Below are 20,844 nucleotides of genomic sequence, written 5' to 3'. Positions count from 1 at the left end.
GTTCACGTGTCGGGTGATTTGCGCTCTTCAGGAGGCTCAAGATGAAGACCGTTTTCGCTGCCGTTATTGCCGCATCGTTCGTGCTTGCCTCGCCGGCTTTCGCCGCGCTGAAGGTCGGCGACAAGGCGCCGGACTTTACGTTGAAGGCCGCGACCAATGGCGTGGTGTCGGACTTCTCGCTGAAGCAGGCGCTCAAGAGCGGTCCGGTCGTGGTCTATTTCTATCCCAAGGCCTTTACCGGCGGCTGTTCGCTGGAGGCGCACCAGTTTTCGGTTGCAATCGACAAGTTTGCCGCGAGGAAGGCTCGCGTCGTCGGGGTATCGACCGACGATATCGAGACGCTTAAGACGTTCTCGACCGCCGATTGTCAGGGCAAGTTCCCGGTCGCCGCCGACACTTCGGCCAGTGTGGCGTCCAGCTATGACGCCAAGCTGCCCGTGGTCAACATGGCTGGCCGTGTGTCCTATGTCGTTGGCAAGGACGGCCGCATCGCCTTCGTTCACGACAGCGGCGACGCCGCGACACATGTGCCGGCGCTGCTGGCGGCCGTGGGTGCGAAGTAGGCGGTTTCAGAGCTTGCGGTGCTGACGGAATACCCCTCCACCGCTTCGCGGTCCACCTCCCCATAAAGCAGGGAGGAGGGAGCGCGTCGCCCCGCCTCATCCCTCCTCCCTAACGCGCAGCGATGGGGAGGTGTCAGCGAGCGAAGCGAAGATGACGGAGGGGTAAAACTCAGGCAATCACCCGCACACCGCCCTACCCGTTCGGCTTGAGCTTGCGCTCGAAGAAATCGAGATACAGCCGGTAACGCTGCAGGTTTTTCGCATTCCCCCGCACGCCATGGCGTTCCCCGGGATACAGCATCAGCTCGAACGGAATGCTTTTCTTTTGCAAGGCGGCCATGACACGCGTTGTATTCGACAAGAGAACATTGTCGTCCGCCATGCCGTGCATCAGCAGCAGCGAACCGGGCTTCAGGTCATCCAGCCGGCTAAGTGCATCCGACTTGGCGTAGCCGTCGACATTCTCCTCGGGCTTCATCATGTAGCGTTCGGTATAGGCGGTGTCGTAGAGGCTCCATTCCGTCGGCGGCGCACCGGCAGCGGCGGCGGCAAACGGCGTGTCCTTGGCCGTGATTGCCATCAGCGACACGAAGCCGCCGTACGACCAGCCCATGATGCCGATATGCGCGGCGTCCACGTAAGGCTGGCTTTGCAGCCACTTCGCGCCCTTGATCTGGTCGTCGATATCGACCTGGCCCATCGACTTATAGATGGCGCGGCCGAACTTGACCGACCGGTGCGGCGTGCCGCGGTTGTCGAGCGAAAAGACGATATAGCCCGCTTCCTGGAACAGGCGGTCGGACGCCGCGACCCAGCCCTTCTGCACCGTCGCTTTGCCCGGGCCGCCATAGATCGAGACGACCACGGGATACTTTTTCGCCGGATCAAAGCCCTTGGGCTTCAGCATCGACCAGTGCAAAGCCTGGCCGTCGTCGGCCGTAATCGTGCCGAATTCCGGCGCCGGGTACTGGTCCTTGTAGGCGAACCACGGATGGTTTTCGTCGACGCGGTTCTCTTCGATCCAACGCAGGCGCTTGCCCGCACCGTCATAGAGCGCGGTGTTTTCCGGCGTTGTGGGATCGGAATAGCTGCCGATAAAGGCCGCGCCATTGCCGGTCACGCTGGCCTTCCACCAGCCGCCGGCGCTCGTCAAAGCCACGGGTTCGGCCGGCTTCTTATAGCTTGCCTTATACAAGCGGTGCTCCAGCGGCGTGTCCTTGCCGGCGGTGAACCACAGCTCACCCGTCTTTTCATTGACGTCATTGGCGTGGTTGGCGCCGGCCAGGCTGTCGACCGGCCAGTCGCCCTTGGTGATCTGGCGCGCCAGCCGTCCCAGCGAGTCGTAGAGATAGAGGTGCTTATGGCCGTCGCGCTCCGACGCCCAGATGAAGCCACCCGATTTCAGCGGCCGGAAGTCGTCGTGCAGTTCGACCCAGGTGTCCGAGTTTTCCGACAGCAGGACCTTTGACGCGCCGGTGGCCGGATCGACCGCGAGAAGATCAAGTGTGTGCTGGTTGCGGCTCAGGCGCTGGACGTACAATGTCTTGCCATCGTGGCTCCAGTTGACGCGCGCCAGGTAAAAGTCCGGATTGGTTCCAAGATCGACCTTGACCGCCTGGCCGCCCGAAACCGGCTTGACGTAAAGCTCGACCACCGCATTGGGTGTGCCAGCGTAAGGATAGCGCTGCTTGATGATCTTGACATCGTCGCCGTTGATCTCGACGCGTTCGGCGATTTTCACGCCGCTTTCGTCGGTCTTCTGATAGGCGATGCGGTTCGCGGTCGGGCTCCACCAATAGCCTTGGTGGCGGTCCAGTTCCTCTTCGGCGATGAATTCGGCCGTGCCATAGGTGATGGTGTCGGCGCCCTTGGGCGAAACGGCCGTCTCGTTGCCAGTCTTGATGTTACGAACATAGAGGGTCTGATCGCGGACGAAGGAGACGGACGCGTTGTCGGGCGACAGGCGGGCATCGACCTCATCGCCTTCGGTGTCGGTCAGGCGCGTGACGGCCGAAGTCTTGCGGTCCCACATAAAAACGTCGCCGTCGAGCGGCACCAGGACCGACTGGCTGTCTTCGGCCCAATTGAACGCCACGACGCCGCGAACCGAGACGCGCATGCGTTCGCGGCGCGACTTTTCGGCTTCGCTAAGGACCTTCGAGCTATCGGACAGCTTATCGGCATCGACCAGGATGAAGGGTTCGCCGCCCTTGACCGGCACGGCCCACAGGTCCTGGACGTCGCTCTTGTCCTTCTTGGGCTGGAGATAGGCCAGGAGCTGGCCGTCGGGCGACAGCTTGACCGTCGTAGCCTTGGGGCCGGTAATGGCAGGATCGGAAAAGACGCGTTCGGGCGTAAGGGGTGTCAATGCAAAGGCCGTCAGGCTGGTGGTCGAAAGCAGGAGCGCGCCGAATAGGGCGGCGGACAGGCGGGTCAGTTTCATTGCGGATTCCCCTCACCTCCGCAAGACGCGCGGACGGTATAAGACGTTTGCGTGACGCTATCCCTGTGGTGATGTGTGCGTCAAGCCCGTTGCGGGTGAAACGAGTGAAGTCGGTAGAGTGAGGCGCCTGTTGCATCTACGTTAGGCCTCGCCCACCGCCTTCGGCGGTCCCCCCTCCCCTGAATGGGGAGGGCGTTATAAAGCCTTTGTGTGGGGTCTAAGGCAGGCTGAATATTCTAAATCAGAAGCTCCCACTTCGCCCCCATTCATGGGGAGGAGCGACCATCTGCGGAGCAGATGGTGGGCGAGCCATCTATGATCGGCCACGAGCTTCGTCGGTGCTACATTCAGAACAAAGGCTCATCTCACCACTTACTCCGCCAAGCTCTTCATTAACGATCTGATCCCACGATTAGGATGACAATTCGCCGCTAACCGCCCGCGCAATGCGATCGTTGAGAAAGTCCTTGAGTTCCGCCCACGCCTGGCTGTCTTCCTGAAGTTGGTGTTCCATCGTTCAATCGTCCCAGAAGCCATCGTTTTGCAAGGGGCGTAGATCCGCCTCGAGCCCCGCATCGATCAGCAGGTCGCGCGCCTTGTCGAAGTGCTCCGGCGCCACCAGGATGCGGCGCGGAAACAGGCCGATCGAGCCTTCGGACGCGCTCACCGCCTGGTCGGCGACGAAATAGCGGATGTTGAGCCCTTTCAGCAGTGCCTCTACAAAGGAAATCAGGACAGGATTGTTGGTCCGCAGCATCTCCTTCATTCGGACGGCCGCGTCAGGATGAAAATGGCGCACAAGGCGCAGACCGCGCCCGGCACATAGGCCCACACGCCGCGCAGCAAAAAGAACGAGACGACGGACGAGACGGCCATGGCGCTGACGGCGGCAATCTTGGCGCGCCGGCCGATGACGCCGCGCTCGCGGAAGGCCTTGATGGGCGGGCCGAGCTTGGGGTGGTTCATGATGCGGGCTTCCCACGCCGGGTTCGACTTGGCGAAGCAGATGGCGGCGATCAGGAAAAAGACGACGGTCGGCATAACCGGCACGAACATACCGACGATACCGAGCCCCACGCACAAAAGTCCCGCCAGCATGAGAATTATTCGCATGAGGGGAGACTACAGGGGGAATGTACGGCTGGCTAGGGCGATCCTGACGAAAATTAGAACAACTTGTTCAGCAGTTCCGGCGCGCTGGATTTGAGTCTATCCAGCATACTGTTGACATAAAACATGTCTGGGGCCGCAATTGCAGGCAGGACAATAACCGAATAGTCCGGTTGATCCTTATTCAAAGAGAAGGTCACCAACCCAACACCGTGAATGCTGCACAACGACTTGAGGCGACTCAGGTCGTCGTTGCTCGTAGAGTCAGGCACAACGATATAACTTTTATGAGAAAAGAGACGGTAAGCCACCGCTTGACCGAATGCTACAACTGGCTGACTGGGAACCGCCTTAATTTCCGCCGTGACAATCTGGGGTTCAAATTTGAAAATGTCTTGAGCGCGCGGCTTTAGGACGGCGATCACATCTGGTGTTCCCCATTTTCCGCCAAGACTGGCGCCACCAAGGGCGAACGCGGCTGTCGCCTCGTCGTTTTCAACTAGCCATTCGGCAAAGCTTTCATAGAAGTCTTGTTCCGTAACTGTTTCCAGTCCTTCCGCTTGGACAAGGACAGATGCGGTGTCGGTAATCGAGGCTTGCTGGTCAGCGACCAGATTGTCGGCGGCGACGAATTTCGCGAGCCGATAAGTACCTCGCGCAACTTTCACGATATCGGCGCTCCGCGTCGTAAGCAGGTTATGCAGCGCACCATGAATACTGTTATGTGGCGTTTCCCCGGCGTCCGCTTCAACGGCGCGGAGCAATTCGGTCCACCGGACGCCCTGCGGACTGACATCAAGTATAGCCATTGCTCTCTCAGATATTTGAGCTCGATTCAATTTCAAGAGCGAATCCCGTTCAGGCAAAATTATCCGCTCCTTTTATGCCCTTGAGCACATTACGCGTGCAAGTCCTACGTACTGATTCACGCAATCGACCGTTACCGGCAGTGGGGGAGAGATTGATCTCGGCGGCTTCACTCATGACGCGTGACTTGAGCATATTGACACGCACTGGGCTACACGACCTATGATAGTCGTGGTGATGGCACCTCGGGTGCGGAATGCAAGCGACATGACGGACGCTTGCAGATGAAAAGAGGTGCTCCTTGATCAGGCTGTTTGGTGCGGCCCTGGCGCTCGTTCTGATGGTGTCAGGGCCGGTTTATGCGGTCGAAGCGCCCGACGCGGTGGCCAAGGCGACGCTGCGGCAGGCACTGGGGGCGATTTCGCAGGCCGATGGGACGGCGGCGCAAAAGCTGATCGCGTCGATCAATTTGGCCGATCTGCCCGAGGATCAAAGACCTCTCGCCGTCTGCATAGCCGGCCGGTTGACGGCACCGGTCACGTCGCCGCGTCAGGTGACCGATGCCTCTACTGACGACACTCTACAGGCTTATCGGCATTACTGGCAGGACGTGGCGATGGGCCGGGACACGGCGGAACCGGCCGAAGACGCCTTGCGTGCTAGGTTGGCGGCTGCGTACGATCTGCCGAAAGACGCGGACTGGGGCAAGGTTGAAGCCGCACTCCAGGCCAGGTTTAAGGACCGTGGCCTCGGCGTGCTGCTGGGCCGGACGGGCCGCCTGCGGGAACTGATGGTATGGACGTCCGAAAAGACCGAACGGCGCGATGTTACCCTGCCGGAAGGCGCGTTCAATGTCTCGATCACCTATCTGGACGCCTTTGAAAGCATGGGCTGGTCGCGATACCTGTCGTGCGACAGGATCGGCACCGGCGGCTGGGCGAAGCCCGACGGGCTTTACGCCGTCGTGCCCGCCTACCCTTCGCTGGACGACGAGCTGTTTCGCTTAAGCTTTCTCGGCCACGAAACCCAGCATTTTTCGGACTATAGCCGCTTTCCGGGGCTCAAGCCGTGGGAGCTGGAATACCGCGCAAAGCTGGTCGAGCTGCATTACGCCGAGCGCATCTCGCCCATGTTGCTGAGGGGCTTTGCCAGCGCCGTTGGCCCGAACCCGGAAGATTCGCACGCCTATGCCAATGGTCGTGTCATTGCTGAGTTGAAGGCGCGCCTCAAAACCGAAGACCTCGCCGCGCTGCCTGTTGCCGATATTCAGCGGGCGGCGCTCGAAGCCCTTCTGGCTGACTCGAAAAAGCGGCAAGCGAAATGATGGCCACGCGGGTCGTCGTACCGCGATGCCATCGCTTTTTTACAAATCCGCGCTTTCGGGCGGGCGCGAATTTATAACCAGCCAGCTAGCATCACGCCGCTTCACAACTTTTTCAGGAAGACGTTATGCGCACCACCGGCAAATCCCTCATGGCCGCGGCCTCCCTCTCCACCCTCGTCCTGCTGGGCGGCCTTAGCGCCTGCACCAAGGCCGAACAGAACGAAGCCGGCAACGCCACCGAAAGCGCCGCGGCCGAGGCCGGCGCCGCCGCCAATAATGCGGGCAGCGCCATCGCCGATGTCGTCACCCACGACACGCCGCAGCAGTTCGCCGACAAGGCCGCTGTCGCCAACCTGTTCGAGATCGAAACCAGCAAACTGGCCGTCAAAACGTCGAAGAACAAGGACGTCCTGGCCTTCGCCAACAAGATGATCACGGACCACACCAAGGCGGGCACGGCCTTCAAGGCCGCTGTCGGCAAGGCCACGGGCGTCACGCCGCCGGCCGAAAAGCTCGACGCCGCGCACCAGGCCAAGCTCGATGACCTGAAGGGCAAGACCGGAGAGGACTTCGACAAGGCCTATATCGACGCACAGCAGGACGCGCATGACGAGGCGGTCAGCCTGTTCGACTCCTACGCCAACAACGGCGAGGATGCGGCGCTCAAGGCCTTCGCCGCCGAGACCCTGCCGACGTTGAAGGCGCACGAGGAACACATCGACAAGATGTAAGGTTACGCGGCCTGCCTGAAGCCTTCCAGTTGCGCCGTCAGGGCGCGCTGGAAGGCCGGGCGGGCTTCGCAGCGCTGCTTGTAGGCCTTCAGTTTCGGAAAGCCGTCGATCAGGTGGGTGCTGTCGATGATACGCAGCACGTCGACCATCATCAGGTCTCCGACCGTAAAGCGACCTTCGAGATAGGCCTTATCACCCAGGGCCTGCTCGACCGAGGCCAGGCGGCGGCGGACAAAGCTTTCGACCTGGGGCCGGCGTTCTTTGGCCCAGTTCGCGTCCTCATGGAAGAAGACGATTTCGCCCAAAGGCTGGACGGCGGTTTCGACCGAGTTCAGCGCGGCGAACAGCCAGGCGATAGCGCGCATGCGGCCGATATCGTCGCGCGGCATCAGGACTTCGGACTTTTCGGCGATATAGAGCGCGATGGCGCCGCTTTCGAACAGGGTCAGACCGCCCTCCTCTATCGCCGGCGCCTGGCCGAAGGGCTGGCGCGCCAGGTGCTCGGGCGAGCACTGTTCGGCCCCCAGGGCGACGTGGCGCACGCTGTATGGCAGCCCCGCCTCCTCCAGCGCCCAGCGGACGCGAAAGGCGCGCATCAAGGGTGCGGCGAAATCCGGCACCCACGGATAGGTGGTCAGTGTGATCATATGCGGATCCCCTGTCCTTGGGCGATCGCGACGTTTTCAACATAGAGCTGCTGGCGGTTGAACAGTGAATTCCAGCCGCCGACGTGCATGTCGCGGATCTCGACCGTCGAGAACGGCGTCTGGTGGAAGCTCTGGACCGTCATTCCGGCCTCTTCGCTGAAGGTGACCGTGACGATGGTTTCCAGGTCGAAGCCGGAGCCCTCTTCCCAGGCGAAGGTGAAGACGATGCGTTCGTTCGGCACGACTTCGCGGATGACACCGCCCATGTGCGATACCTTGCGATTGAAGGGCTTCGACGCCATGGTCGCGCGCCATTCGTATCCGGGCGTCAGGTCCCAGTCGAGCTCGATGCAGGTGAACATCTCCGGGCCCCACCAGCGGATCATGTGGTCGCGGCTTTCCCACATGCGCCAGACCAGCGCCAGCGGCGCGTCGAAGGTGCGGTCGAGCCGCAGCTCGTCGTCACCGGTCGCCAGGTTGCGCGGTTCGACCTCGATCAGGCCTGCGGAATCAGCGGTCATTGGGGGTCTCCTGTCGTGTCGGGTTTTTGCTGGATGAGTTGCAGGTAGGCGTCCATGCGGTCGAAGGAGCCTTCCCAGAAGCGGCGATAGTCGCCGAGCCAGGTATCGACGGCCTTCAGTGGCGCGGTCTCCAGGTGGCATGGTCGCCATTGGGCTTCGCGGCCGCGCGAAATAAGACCGGCCGCCTCAAGCACCTTGAGGTGGCGCGAAATGGCCGGAAGCGAGATGTCGAAGGGCCTGGCGAGGTCGTTGACCGTCGCTTCGCCCTGGGCGAGTTGGGCCAGTATGGCGCGGCGGGTGGGATCGGCCAGGGCCGAAAGGGTTTGTGAGAGCGTGTCCATAGTCCATATTTAACATATGTGTTAATTAACGCAAGTGTTAAATTAAGGAGATAAAAATCGCGACAGTCTGCCGAATAGGTGATTGTCGCCGCAGCCCGCCTATCTGACAGCTCAGCTATTGGAGGCAGAATTGATTACGATCGAGGGCAAGACTCATCACAATCTGGCTGGTTCTTAAGACATCAGAGCTTGGGTCGATAACCGCGCGTAAACCCCTTCCGCCGCCGTGTGGTTGACGCCGGGCGAAAACCTCCCTCCTGGTCTTTTGGACGCGGTCGTCAGGGCTGGAGCCGTTTCGTTATCCGGCGCCGCTGAAGAACGCTGATGGTCGGATTTTTATGTTGGAATGAAGGATTAGCTGGCGCCACCAGTATAGTTTTAGTCTTTGTTGGTGAAGAGACTAAATTCCAACCAAAAATTTGGCGGAACGGGCAACTCCCAATGCCGGCAGGCCATCAGTATGATTGGCCAGAATCCAGTCTTATTAGCGGAGAGACTTTCAAAGCCTTTATCCGTTCCACATAGCTCCGAAATGACGGCTGCCAAAGTGGTACCTGGTTTAATGGGTAAGTCACACAACCCTAAGCCATGCTCATCAGAATTGACATACATGTGCACTTCTGACGAGGCATCAGCAGTCCAAAGCTGCATGGTCGTGTGATCGAGTTTTTCTCCGACCATTTTCTCCATGCTCGCTACTACATCGAAGTGGCCCAAAGCGTTTAGCCAACAGGCAAGCAAAGGAATTAATGTGCTTCCAGCCGTCGCTTCCTTGAAATACCCCTCGTCCCTTCGGGGATGAATCAACAGGTCTTCGTACTCGATTGATATTGTAGGATAGTCAACCTGGGTCAAAACAGAATAATTTAATCTCGCCGAAGTCTGCACTAACCATTTTTCGCACCGCTCTTGGTGTGCTCCGCTTGCAAGACAAAGTAACAAGAATAGCGCGATACTGGTTGCCTGTGCATCGTGGCAAGGGAGGTAGAGCGCCGGATTGTTTTCGATGATGTCGAAGGCTGATCCGACCAATGAAGTCAGACCTTGTATGTGCGTGGGAGAATTAATCTCTAAATGCTCGTTCAGCCAATGGTGAATTAAACCCATCATTGCCAGACGCCCAAGCATATCAAACAGTTTCAAATTCACATCTATCCGTGAATGTGAATGTGTAGCAACGGAAAGACTGTGTCTTTTGTTGGAATAAGGCAGTATGCGCTTGCCAATCAACTCGGCACCAATAACTTGATACAGCTGAACAAGTTGGAATAGAACTTTAGTTATTTCCTCGTTGTCGCTGCCACCGTTCTCAATTAACGGTTTAACCAGTTCCCATACATTCAAAATGGCGAGTTCGCATGCACGGTAAGCGGAATCGACATTTTCGGCATCACGCGCCCACACAAACAGTATCCAGACGCAAATATAGATTTGACGCGCCGATCTAACTCGCTTGCTTTCTTCGCCACCTATTTGGCGAAGTTGAGTTACTAAGCTCGAAAAATGCTTGTAGGAAATATCGGGTTCATCGACGAGAGCTACGGACTTTTGAAAATGAGACCGTAGGTCCTTCGGTAACATTTCTTCCCGAAGTATACCTTCTGAAATTAAACCGGCAATTTTATCGCCATTCCATTCTTCAAAAGATAGGTCATCAGTCGTTCGCTTTTTTTGATAACCGGAAACGTCAGCACGAATGGTCTCCTTTACGTACCCGCCGAAGCAGAGACAGATAATTATCTTTAGACCGACATACTCGACGGGGATGCTTGATGGTATGTACACATCTTGGATTTCATCCAAAGAGGGGCGTAAGGCTTGGTTTCCGACATTCCAGTCTTGTCGAGTTAGATCCCCTTTTTTCACAGAAAAGAGGTATACGCACTTTTCCCCAGCCTCGTTGTAGCCCACGGCTGCAATGTCAACACCATGCTGCTTGGTGCCCCTGGCTGGCTTGGAAATAATAGTGAAGCCCATTTCGCTTAGAAGATCAGGCAGTATGGCGTCAAGTTCGTCGCGCTCTCGTAACGACGCAAGATATTCACGAATGATCAGCTTCATCTATAAGTTGCTCAACACGAAACGAACGAATTTTGTAGTTAATTCCGATTGGGTCAATAACCGAAAGTCGAGGAAACTCAGCCGACACGCCGTGACTTTGCATCTGAATTTCCATAGGACGACTTTCACCGCCCGGCCCATAAACCATGCTTACAGATTTCCGGCCGTGTAATAGTACCGAACGTTTCACGAGGTTTAGGAAAACGGACTTTTTCTGTGCGTCCTTGAAAGAACGGCGGACTTCATCGTTCGATTTTCGTCGCGCGCGGTCACGTTGCATTTGTGACGGGTGAAGCTCCTTAATGACCCCAGCCTGATCCAGACCATTTATATATGCTTCGCGACGCTCGATACTGCGTTGCACGCTATCGAAGGCGAGATCGTCCTGAGCAATAGATTTTAGATAAGTGCTAAGGTCACCACCATAGTTGATTTGCATCGGATCGAACAGGAGGTCTTCCAAATCTGATCTACTATCTTTGTGAGCCACACGCAGAATTGAGACTAGGATAGATGCCGCCGTTACTGGTGAAATAAAAAAGAAGCCAATCGCCTTTCGGGCGAGAAAAAATTGTAGCGCAGGTTCCTCAGGAAGAAATTCAGCCGGTATGTCAATGATAACGCCTCCATCCTCTATACTCTGCAGGAGTTCAGATATAGCTTTACAAAGTTGCTGATTTCCCGACCCTAGCCAAGCAACAAGGGTTTTATGGAAGTGCGCTTGATTCGTGCTGACTAACGCACCGCCAAAGCTATCAAAGTCAGAAATTTTGAACCCTTGATCGGAGTTTAAAAGAAGGTCTTTAACAAGTTCGGTAACTTCACTGCACGCGTTACCATGCATGAGTTGGCTTAGTGCTGTATCGAGGTAGTCCACCGTTCCCTTATTGGAACGCTTCAGCTTTCGTAAGGCATCAAAAGCAATTTTTAGGGCCTGCTTTGTGAAGACTGCTGAATGTGAGAATAAGCCTGCCGCCACCCAATGAAGAACTCCGTCAGCGTGTGACCTTGTTACGGCATATAAAAGTTCAGTAGCACCAGCATCTTCAAAAGTCCCTATCCCGTCCAATATTTTCGGCAGTACCCCCATTAACGCGGAAAGAGTAGGCTCATCTTGGTCGTCACTCACAACACTAGTGAATTGTTCGATTGTCTCTTTAACAGTTGTGAGGTCATTGTGTGAAATTCGACCCAATGCCGTGATTGCGGCTAGTCGGCGGTTGCCGTTGAAAGCTAGCATTATCCGCCTTGCCTCGGTGACATCGTCCAACGCTTCTAAGGCAAATGACAAGTGGTCGGTCGCTAAATTATTCCCATCAACAGCCTCGGCCACAATATGATAAGCGCGTTGGAGGTCATTTGCGCACCAAGTCGTAAAGGCTGTGAATGGTAGATTGCCGGCCAAGTCGTCGCCAGCCTTTGCGACCAACACATCAACACAATGCATCATGTCGTCCACCGGCGCATTTAGATCCGGAATAAGCTTTATGTATACTTGTTGTATTGCAAAGAAGTCTCGTGAGGATATCTCGTCAAATTCCGGACTCTCTAATAGAGAAAGCAAATTTATATCACCCGAATTGTGAGCTTCGATACACAAGGTTATCGGTCCAGCCATCTCGGTGGAATTCAATCGCTCAAAACGGATTGAAAACGCGCGAAGTAGTTTGTTGCTTTTGTACAATTGGATAATTTGTTCGCGACTTATGGCCATAGCCTTACCTGAATCAACCGGCATATATCTATCGGTATATGGATTTATGGCGAACTTTCAATCTTTAGGTCTCGGCAGATTTTGGCCTCCTTTACCCGCTTGGCGCATCTCCGCTTTGGCCAAAACTTCAGGTCCAACTCCGAGCCATGCCGCCGCACGACCTGGCATGGCGAGATTCGCTTTCGCCCTTGATCCACAGGCTGAAGTGGTCGGGCAGGTGCACATTGTCCAGAACCACGATCTTTGCGCCGCCGTGTAAGATATTAACGGTGGCGGCTCTGTGCGTGGTGTGGACGGTGTGGCAGTCGGCGAGTTTGCATGAGGGAGTAACCAACACACTGGTGACAACCTTCGGCTTATGCAGGCGCATATTGTGGCGGATTCGAAGAGGCGGTCTACTTCGCCGTCTTTGCAGGGCCGTCGATGCCGAGCGCATAGGCCATGACTTGGTAGATGTAGCTCGACTCGTTGACGCCGGTGAGCAGATGCGCCTGCGGGCCGCGGGCATAGACCGGCACGTCCTCGCCCGAGTGGGCGGCGCTGGTCATCGGCACCAGGGCCGGATGCTTCTCGCCGGCGGTAAGCGTATCCTGGCTCAGTTCGGGATCGTCCTCGCCGTGATGGTCGGCGCCAGGACCGGTGGCATAATTGATGACGGCGTAAGGGTGGCCCTTGCCGTCCTTTATGGCCTGGCCGTCGATGCGCGCCAGGCCGAGGATCGGCTCGCCCAGGCTCGCATAGCCCGACTGCGTCACGCCGTGGCTGTGGTCGGCCGTGACGATGATCAGCGTGTCTTCAGGATTGGTTTTGGCGGCGGCGACCGCGACGGCGTCGGACAGTTCCTCGACGTCGTGGAGAGCACGTCTGGCGTCATTGACGTGGTGCCACTTGTCGATCGAGGCGCTTTCGACCAGCAGAAAATAGCCCTTGGGGTTGCGCGACAGCACGCTGATCGCCTTGTCGGTCATGTCGGCCAGTTTCGGATTGTCGGGCGACTGGGCGCGGTCGAGCTGCGACGGCAGGTCGCCGGGCGCGAACAGGCCCAGCACGTGGTCGCTCGACTTCGGGTCAAAGGCTTTCAGCTCGGTTTCGCTGCGCAGGACGCGGGCCGTCCGGGTCTGCTTCGCCCAGGTCTGGGTTAGGTCGCGGCCGTCCTTGCGCTTGCCGCCCGCGGAGACCGGCACGAAGCGCGCCAGGTCGCCGCCCATGATGACGTTCATGCGGATGTTGGCGGGCGCTTCGACCGCCTGGCGCGCCAGGTCGATGCAGCCGGCCGCTGCGGCGGCTTCCGGCAGTTCCGCGTCTGAGCGCCAGTTGCGGGTGGAGACGTGGCCATAGGCGCCGGCCGGCGTCGCGTCGGTGACGCCCGACGTGGTGACGACGCCCGCCGACAGGCCCTTCAGACGCGCCTGTTCAGCGATGGTCCGGACGTGGCCGCTCAGGCTGGTCGGGCAGTCATTGCGCTTGGCCGACCCGTCGACGCCGACGCCGCCATTGATGGTCTTGACGCCCGTGGTGATGGCCGAAATGCCGTTGGCCGAGTCAGTCACCTGGTTGTCGGTCGAATAGGTCTTGGACAGCCCCGTGTAAGGAAACTGGTCGAAGGCCAGTTGGTAGGTCACGCCGGTCTCGCCGCGCACCTGGCCGGCCAGTATGCGGCCGGCGGTGACCGAGTTGATGCCCATGCCGTCGCCGATGAACAGGATGACATTCTTGGCCTTGCCGGTATTGGGCACGCGCTTGAGCGCGGCTTCCAGCTGTTCCTTGCCGGTGACATAATAGATGTTCTGGCTTTTGTCGGCGCCCATTGCGCAAGCAGGCAGGATGGCGGCAGCGAAGCAGAGGGCAAGCAGGCGGCGGTGCATGGACGATTCCTGAGGATGCGGTTACCCTCCTCTAGGACAGGTTCGACACGGTTTTGTGACGCTCTCAAGGACGGCGCTAAATCGTGGAAGCGCCATAAAAAAACGCTTGCTTCTTTTACATAAGAAAATAATTTCCACTTACGGAAATAAGAAAAACGGGTTGGAGCAACACCATGACAGATATTCACCGCCGCGGGCTGATGACGGCCGCAGCCGCCCTTGTGGCTGCCTCGGGCCTGCCGCGTGAAGCGCTGGCGGCATCGGGCCAACCTGAGCGGCTGTGGTACCAGCGTCCGGCCGGGACGTGGGACGAAGCGCTGCCGGTCGGCAATGGCCGTCTGGGGGCCATGGTGTTTGGCCGCGTTGCCCAGGAACGCCTGCAGCTCAATGAGGATACCTTGTGGGCCGGCGGGCCTTACGATCCGGTCAATCCCGACGCCAGGGCCGGGATCCCCGAAGTGCGCCGCCTGCTCGAGGCCGGAAAATTCAAGGAAGCGACCGACGTGGCCAGTGCCAAGGTCATGGCGAAGCCGCTGTGGCAGATGTCGTACGGAACCCTCGGCGACCTGTTGCTGAGCTTCGATGGTGCGGAGACGCCGTCCGGCGGTTACCACCGCGAACTGGACCTGAAGACGGCGGTCACGACGACGCGCTTCAGGACGGCGCGTGGCGCGGTCCGGCGTGAGACCTTTGCGTCGGCGCCTGCCCAGGTCGTGGTGCTGCGGCTGGAAGGGCCAAAGGGCGGGCTTGACTTCGCGCTCGACTGGCGGGCGCCACGCAGGGTTGAGTACACCTCGCCCGCCTATACAGGATCGGCGACCAAGCTGACCGAAGCCCAGGAGACCGACTGGCTGCACAAGGAGTCCATCGAAGGACGCGCGGGCGTGGCCGATGGCGATGGCGCGATCCTGTTCACCGGCCGCAACGAGGACGGGCCGGATACGCCGGGCCGGCTCACCTATGCGATGCGCGTCAAGGCGGTGTCGGACGGCCAGGTCACAGTCGATAATGGCCGGCTGATCGTGCGTGGCGCCAGCAAGGTCACGCTGCAGATCGCGGCGGCGACCAGTTTTATGGGCTATGACGATGTTTCCGGTGAGCCGGTCGCCAGGGTGCGCGCCCAGACCGACGCCGCCGCGCGCCAGTCCTACGCCGCCTTGAAACGCGCCCACATCGCCGATCATCAGGCGCTTTATGGCACGATGTCGCTCGATCTCGGCGGCCACGGCGCGGATGGCCAACCGACCGAAAGCCGCATCGCCGCGGCGGAGACCTCGGTCGATCCGGCGCTGGCCGCGCTCTATTTCGCCTATGCGCGCTATCTCCTGATCGCCTGTTCGCGGCCGGGGACGCAGCCCGCCAACCTCCAGGGCATCTGGAACGAAGGCACCAACCCGCCGTGGCAGAGCAAGTACACGGTCAATATCAATACAGAGATGAACTACTGGCCGGCCGACCCGGCGGGCCTGAGCGCCTGTGTGGAACCGTTGCTGCGTATGGTCGAGGACCTGTCGGTCACGGGGGTCAGGACGGCCCAGGTCATGTACGGAGCGCGCGGCTGGGTGACGCACCATAACACGGATCTTTGGCGGGCGACCGCGCCGATCGACGGGCCGATGTGGGGGCTGTGGCCGTGCGGCGGGGCGTGGCTGTGCAACACGCTGTGGAACCATTACGACTACACCCGCGACCCGAAGGTGCTGGCGCGGCTTTATCCGGTAATGAAGGGCGCATCGCTCTTCTTCCTCGATACCCTGGTCGAGGACGCCAAGGGGCGCGGCCTGGTCACCTCGCCATCGGTTTCGCCGGAAAACCAGCATCCGTTCGGCTCATCGGTCGCCATCGGCCCGGCCATGGACCGTCAGATCGTGAAGGACCTGTTCGACCACACCGTGGCAGCCGGAAAGCTCCTGGGACAGGATGCCGAACTGCTGGGTCAGATCGCCGCGACGCGCGCACGGATCGCGCCCGATCGCGTCGGCGCCGGCGGCCAGTTCCAGGAATGGCTGGAAGACTGGGACGCTCAGGCGCCGGAACAGCACCACCGCCACGTCTCACATCTTTATGCCGTCTACCCCAGTTCGCAGGCCAATGTCCGCGACACGCCGGACCTCATCAGGGCCGCCAAGGTGACGCTCGACAATCGCGGCGACCTGGCCACCGGCTGGGGGACGGCGTGGCGGCTGTGCCTGTGGGCGCGCATGGGTGACGCTGAGCGCGCCCATGGCATCCTCAAGGCGCTGCTTGGGCCGCAACGCACCTATCCCAACATGTTCGACGCCCACCCGCCTTTTCAGATCGACGGCAATTTCGGCGGCGCCGCCGGCATACTGGAGATGATCGTCCAGTCGTGGGGCGGCGAGGTCCGCTTGCTGCCCGCCCTGCCCTCGGCCTGGCCGTCGGGCGAGATCAAGGGTGTGCGCGCACGTGGCGGATTGTCGGTCGATATGGCGTGGGCGGCCGGCAAGGTCCGGTCGCTTGGCGTCACAGGCCCGGCCAATGCCGCTGTACGTCTCCGCATCGCCGGTGAGGTTAAGGACGTCGTTCTGGACGCGCGCGGACGCTACAAGCTTAGGGCTTAGGTGCGAACATCAGGTTGCGGTCGAAGAACGGCAGCACATGGTTCTGGAAGCGGTCGGCCACGCCCGAAACGTGGTCGCCGTCATAGAGCTGGAAGCTATTGGCGACGCCGTAGTCGTTCAGGGTCTTGTGCAAGGCTTCGGTGTCGGTCTTCAGGCCGTCGCGGTCGCCGACGTCGAAGGCGATCGCCTTGAAACTGCGCATGGCCGGAATGTACTGATGGACCATGGCCAGCGGCGAATTGGCCGCCCAGCGCGCCAGAACGTCGGGTTGCACGACGCCGTCCCTGGTCGGCAGGTCCAGATAGAAGGGCGGCTTTTTCGGATTGGGTGACCATGCCGAAGCGGTGGCCAGCGTCGCCCGTTGCATGAAGCCGAGGCTCACCGATTGATCGGGCGTCTTGAGACCTTCGAGCTGGGCCGAGGTTTCCGCCGGCGGCGCGCCGCGCACGCCCAGGCAGCACGGGCTCATGGCGTAGATGGCGCCGAAGACTTCCGGATGCTTCATGGCAATGCGGACCGTGCCGTAGCCGCCCATGGAATGACCAGCCAGGCCCCGGCTGTCGCGCGTGGCAAGCGTCCGGTAATGGCTGTCGATATAGCCGACCACGTCCCTGGCGATGAAATCCTCGAAATTGCCGGTCGTCACCGAATTCGAATACATAGAGCCGTTGTGCAGTGTCCGGCTGTCGGGCAGGACGACGATCATGTCCTTGACGCCCGCGGCGAACGCGCCGTCGATGGTCGCGGGGGTCCTGATCTCGGTCGTCCACTTTTCGTTGTCGATCGAATAGCCGTGCAGGGCATAGACGACCGGATAGCGCTTGTTTGAGGTGCGGTAATCGGCCGGCAGGTAGACAATGACCTTGCGGTCGGCCGGATTGCCTTCGAGATTGCCCTCCAGCGCTGTGCCGTGGACGGTGATGCGTTCCGTGATGACAGGCTCACCGGCCGTGGCCGGAGCCGTCATCAGGACGAAGCCAAGCGCCAATGCGGAAAGGGATGTCGCGGCGGCGCGCGTTATGGATATCATATGTCACTCCCATTTGCCTGTCCGCCGTTTCAGTGGCGGTTCCGGTCAGCGTTCACCGCTGCTATGATAGCGCTACCACGTGTCCGGAAAGATGGGAAGGCATTTGTCGGACTTTTGTGCCCGTCAGGACACAGGGGCTCTTTTCGGAAACAGCAGCTCGCCGAGGTTGAACCTGGCGCCGACGACCTTGCCGGAGGTCTTGCCCGCGCTCTTGCATGCAGATGTATTGCCGAGCTTGCAGGCCATCTTGTAGTAGCGCGCGGCTTCACCGGCATTGGCGGCCGTGCCCGCGCCCTTCTCGTACATCATCCCCAGGGCATGGCAGCCCGCGCCGTTGCCAAGATCGCACGACTGCTTGAAGGTCCGGGCGGCGGCGGGCTCGTCCTTGGCGGCGACGGTGCCGGTGACGTACATCCGGCCCAGGATCAGGCAGGCATTGGCGTCCTTTGCCGTACAGCCCTTTTGCGCGTCGGCGAGAATGATGGCGTCGGCCGTGCTGGCGGCGGACGTGGCCGGGACGGACCTGGCGGATGTATTGGCCTTGGGAAGAGCCTTGGGTGGAACCGGCGCGGCGGGTTTTGGCGGTGCAGGCACTGGCTTCGACGGGGCGGCGGGTGATGGCTTGGGAGTCTTCGCGGGCTCCGTCGGCGCCGATGTGGGCTTTTGCACCTTCACGGGCGCAGGCTGGGCAGCCGGCTTCGGCTTGGTCGCCTTTGACTGAACCGCCTGTGCGGGTGCGGGCTTCGATGGCGTTTTGAAAGCTTTCTTCAATGCCGCCTTGGGCGCGCTTTTGGCGTCTGTTTTTGCCTGGACCTGAGGCTTGGGTTTGGGTTTCGCAACGGGCTTAGCAACGGGTTTGCCGCCGTCCGTGTCACCGGCGACCGTCCAAATCCGGCCAAGCGGTTCATTCGACGTTTTCGGCAAGGGCTTGGCGGCCGGCCAGTAGGGTCCGGAATCGCGCGCGTCCACAGCTTGCGCGGCAACGATTTCCGGGCAGGCCAAGCCCGTGAGGATCAATAAGATGGCGCCGAAAGTCGCAGGCTTCATTGTTTCATGGTCCCATGACAGGCATTCTGCCGGACGCGAAAGAGAAACCCCCAAGGGTAGGCTTACAAACGCGGGCTAACCGCATACGGCAACGCCGGGCACGGATTAAGTAGCTCATTTTGCGGCGCACAATGCAAGCCTAAAGTTAAACGGCGCGAGTACGCATACGTCTGCAACCTGTGGGGCGAGTTAAGTGCCCTACCACACCTAGGAGCGCCCTCACCCCGCCTTCTTGGCTCGCTTCTTCGCGGGCGACGGCTTGGCGTCATTGGCGGCGGGCTTGCCCTCGGCCAAGCTCTTGCGCAGGGCGTCCATCAGGTTGACCACCTTGGGCGCCGGCTTGTCCTTTTCGACCACCGGAGCGCGGTTTTCGATGCGGGCGTCGACCAGCTCCTGCAGCGCCTCGGTATAGTGGTCGGTAAAGGCGTCCGGTTCGAACGCGCCGACCTTGCGCTTGATCAGCTCCTTCGCCAGGTCCGCCTCCTCGGCGTCGGCGGTGACGGCCTTGATGTCGCCGAAAAAGTGACCGGACCGTTTGATTTCGTCGGGATAGTGCAGCGTTTCCAGCAGCAGGCCCTGGCCGCACGGCTTGACGGCGCACAGGCGTTCGCGGCCGCTGATGACGATCTGGCCCAGGCCCATGACCTTCAGTTCGCGCATCGCATCGCGGATGATCGAGAAGGTAGCGAGATCCGCCTTGCCCGACGGCGCCAGGTAATAGGGCGTGTCGAACCAGATAGCGTCGACGTCCGCGTAGGATACGAAGCGGCTGAGCTCCATCGCCTTGCTGGAAGGGATTTTCAGGTCGCTGATCTCTTCGGGTTCGAACAGGACGTATTCGCCTTTTTCGACCTCGTAGCCCTTGACGATATCGTCGCGTTCGACGACCTCGCCGCCGGCGACGAGTTGCTGACGGACGCGCTCGCCCGACGGTTTGTGGATCTGGTGGAAGGCGATCTTGCGGCCGGAATCGAGCGCCGTGAACATGTCCACCGACAGTGAGACCAGCGACACGCGGATGGTGCCGCTCCAATAGGGGCGTAATGCCATGGTATCCTCGCATTCTTCGAGGGCTGAAAACGGGAGGAGCCTAACCGGAAAGGCCGTAAGTTTTCAGTCGGGGATGGCCGGCGGGTTTGGTAAATGGCCGGCTGCGCGGGATAAGAATAACCACGAACCTCACGAACAAACACGAACGCTGCGTCAGAAATTGGACTGTTCGTGAGGTTCGCGGTTATATCTCTTTTCTGCCGAACCGTCAGAACGCCGTGGCGATCGCCTCGGCCAGTTCGGCTTTATAGGTTTCAGCGTCACGCAGGGCCGTCTTCAGGTGCCCCGCCAGGTGGGGTTTAAGATACTTCATCGCGTCGTCGGCCGGCAGGTCCTTCGCCGTCAGGAAAAGCGCCAGGTTGAAGACAAGATCGGCTTCGGGCAGGTAGCCGCTGCGGCTGGTGCTCCAGCCCTGCGTGCCCGTGCCGTCGTCGCGCCACTGTTCGAAGGCCAGGACGTTGTTGGCCATGAAGACGCCGAACCCCAGGAAGCACGCCGTCTGGTCGGTCAGGAACTCCTCTTCGGCGGGACCGCACGGCAGGGTGTCATGTATCGAATGCACAACATAGTGCGCCAGTTCATGGGCCAGGGTGGCGATCAGGTTGGCCGGGGTTTTGAGCAGTCGCGGCGCATAGGCGATACGGACCATATTGTCGGTGTCGGCCATGAATAGCCCAAGCGGCGTATGGCGGCTGGTCGCCTGGACCAGGTCGGTGTTGCGCTCATAGGTTTCGACGTCGGAGACCAGTTCGGCCGGCCAGTCGCCCATGCCGGCATAGGTCCTGACCCGATCGAAGATGGCTTCCGCCTGGGCGTGACCGGTTGCGCCGCCGGTGTCGAAAAAGCCCGGCGCCGGCAGGATGAGCCGCGTATCGGTGAACATGGGCGTCCGCGCCAGATTGCGCAGCAGCCAGCAAAAATTGCTGACGTGCCAGTGCGCGGTGTCAGCGTCCAGAAGCGGCTTTGATTTGAATGGCCACATGCGTCCCCCCCTTTGTGCGGCGGGCC

General features: G+C 59.8%; 18 protein-coding genes. 4 read left to right on the top strand and 14 right to left on the bottom strand.

Translation table 11 applies throughout. The features are described 5' to 3' along the window. Positions 1–41 precede the first annotated feature (41 nt). Entirely contained in the window at positions 42–563 is a 522-nt protein-coding gene (locus tag J2X24_RS03255) for a peroxiredoxin (RefSeq protein WP_209716611.1), read from the top strand. Positions 564–756: 193 nt separating this feature from the next. Here the strand turns inward: J2X24_RS03255 and J2X24_RS03250 are convergent, their stop codons facing one another. The 4 genes from J2X24_RS03250 to J2X24_RS03235 form a co-directional block, all read right to left on the bottom strand. Beyond that, a complete protein-coding gene (locus tag J2X24_RS03250; RefSeq protein WP_209716608.1) occupies positions 757–3,006 on the bottom strand; it encodes a S9 family peptidase in 2,250 nt (749 codons plus the stop codon). Between the two features lie 517 nt (positions 3,007–3,523). After that, complete coding sequence (locus J2X24_RS03245; protein ID WP_209716606.1) at positions 3,524–3,772, bottom strand: putative signal transducing protein; 249 nt, start codon at positions 3,770–3,772, stop codon at positions 3,524–3,526. Next, positions 3,769–4,104 (bottom strand): YbaN family protein, encoded by a 336-nt coding sequence (locus tag J2X24_RS03240; RefSeq protein ID WP_245344418.1) that lies wholly within the window; start codon positions 4,102–4,104, stop codon positions 3,769–3,771. The genes J2X24_RS03245 and J2X24_RS03240 overlap by 4 nt, the downstream gene beginning before the upstream one ends. 68 nt (positions 4,105–4,172) lie before the next feature. After that, on the bottom strand, positions 4,173–4,925 hold the full coding sequence (locus J2X24_RS03235) for a hypothetical protein (protein ID WP_209716601.1): 753 nt from the start codon (positions 4,923–4,925) through the stop codon (positions 4,173–4,175). A gap of 299 nt (positions 4,926–5,224) precedes the next feature. On the opposite strand from J2X24_RS03235, the gene J2X24_RS03230 reads away from it, so the two are divergent. Further along, a complete protein-coding gene (locus tag J2X24_RS03230) occupies positions 5,225–6,247 on the top strand; it encodes a hypothetical protein (protein ID WP_209716599.1) in 1,023 nt (340 codons plus the stop codon). A gap of 125 nt (positions 6,248–6,372) precedes the next feature. Further along, a complete protein-coding gene (locus tag J2X24_RS03225; protein WP_209716597.1) occupies positions 6,373–6,978 on the top strand; it encodes a DUF4142 domain-containing protein in 606 nt (201 codons plus the stop codon). A gap of 2 nt (positions 6,979–6,980) precedes the next feature. Here J2X24_RS03225 and J2X24_RS03220 read toward each other — a convergent pair whose 3' ends face one another. From J2X24_RS03220 to J2X24_RS03195, 6 genes are all read right to left on the bottom strand, one after another. Beyond that, positions 6,981–7,625, bottom strand: a complete 645-nt coding sequence (locus J2X24_RS03220) for a glutathione S-transferase family protein (RefSeq protein ID WP_209716594.1) — start codon at positions 7,623–7,625, stop codon at positions 6,981–6,983. Next, positions 7,622–8,146, bottom strand: a complete 525-nt coding sequence (locus tag J2X24_RS03215) for an SRPBCC family protein (protein WP_209716591.1) — start codon at positions 8,144–8,146, stop codon at positions 7,622–7,624. Before J2X24_RS03215 ends, J2X24_RS03220 begins: the two co-directional genes overlap by 4 nt. Next, positions 8,143–8,487 (bottom strand): ArsR/SmtB family transcription factor, encoded by a 345-nt coding sequence (locus J2X24_RS03210; RefSeq protein WP_209716588.1) that lies wholly within the window; start codon positions 8,485–8,487, stop codon positions 8,143–8,145. The genes J2X24_RS03215 and J2X24_RS03210 overlap by 4 nt, the downstream gene beginning before the upstream one ends. A 378-nt stretch (positions 8,488–8,865) precedes the next feature. After that, entirely contained in the window at positions 8,866–10,548 is a 1,683-nt protein-coding gene (locus tag J2X24_RS03205) for a hypothetical protein (protein ID WP_209716585.1), read from the bottom strand. Next, positions 10,529–12,286 carry a hypothetical protein gene (locus J2X24_RS03200; protein WP_209716582.1) on the bottom strand — a complete coding sequence of 586 codons (1,758 nt, stop codon included), beginning with the start codon at positions 12,284–12,286 and terminating at the stop codon, positions 10,529–10,531. Before J2X24_RS03200 ends, J2X24_RS03205 begins: the two co-directional genes overlap by 20 nt. Before the next feature lie 371 nt (positions 12,287–12,657). Further along, positions 12,658–14,127, bottom strand: a complete 1,470-nt coding sequence (locus J2X24_RS03195) for an alkaline phosphatase (RefSeq protein WP_209716579.1) — start codon at positions 14,125–14,127, stop codon at positions 12,658–12,660. Positions 14,128–14,300: 173 nt separating this feature from the next. On the opposite strand from J2X24_RS03195, the gene J2X24_RS03190 reads away from it, so the two are divergent. Continuing rightward, positions 14,301–16,709, top strand: a complete 2,409-nt coding sequence (locus tag J2X24_RS03190; protein WP_209716577.1) for a glycoside hydrolase family 95 protein — start codon at positions 14,301–14,303, stop codon at positions 16,707–16,709. Here the strand turns inward: J2X24_RS03190 and J2X24_RS03185 are convergent. From J2X24_RS03185 to J2X24_RS03170, 4 genes are all read right to left on the bottom strand, one after another. Further along, positions 16,699–17,739, bottom strand: a complete 1,041-nt coding sequence (locus tag J2X24_RS03185) for an alpha/beta hydrolase (protein WP_209716574.1) — start codon at positions 17,737–17,739, stop codon at positions 16,699–16,701. The genes J2X24_RS03190 and J2X24_RS03185 overlap by 11 nt on opposite strands. Before the next feature lie 123 nt (positions 17,740–17,862). Beyond that, positions 17,863–18,786, bottom strand: a complete 924-nt coding sequence (locus J2X24_RS03180) for a tetratricopeptide repeat protein (protein WP_209716571.1) — start codon at positions 18,784–18,786, stop codon at positions 17,863–17,865. Between the two features lie 219 nt (positions 18,787–19,005). Beyond that, positions 19,006–19,836 carry a non-homologous end joining protein Ku gene (gene ku / locus J2X24_RS03175; RefSeq protein ID WP_209716568.1) on the bottom strand — a complete coding sequence of 277 codons (831 nt, stop codon included), beginning with the start codon at positions 19,834–19,836 and terminating at the stop codon, positions 19,006–19,008. A 208-nt stretch (positions 19,837–20,044) separates the two neighbouring features. Next, positions 20,045–20,818 carry a hypothetical protein gene (locus J2X24_RS03170; protein WP_209716565.1) on the bottom strand — a complete coding sequence of 258 codons (774 nt, stop codon included), beginning with the start codon at positions 20,816–20,818 and terminating at the stop codon, positions 20,045–20,047. Between the last annotated feature and the right edge of the window lie 26 nt (positions 20,819–20,844).

The organism is Asticcacaulis solisilvae (assembly GCF_017875235.1).
Lineage (GTDB): Bacteria > Pseudomonadota > Alphaproteobacteria > Caulobacterales > Caulobacteraceae > Asticcacaulis > Asticcacaulis solisilvae_A.
This window is presented reverse-complemented; position numbering and strand designations above follow the sequence as displayed.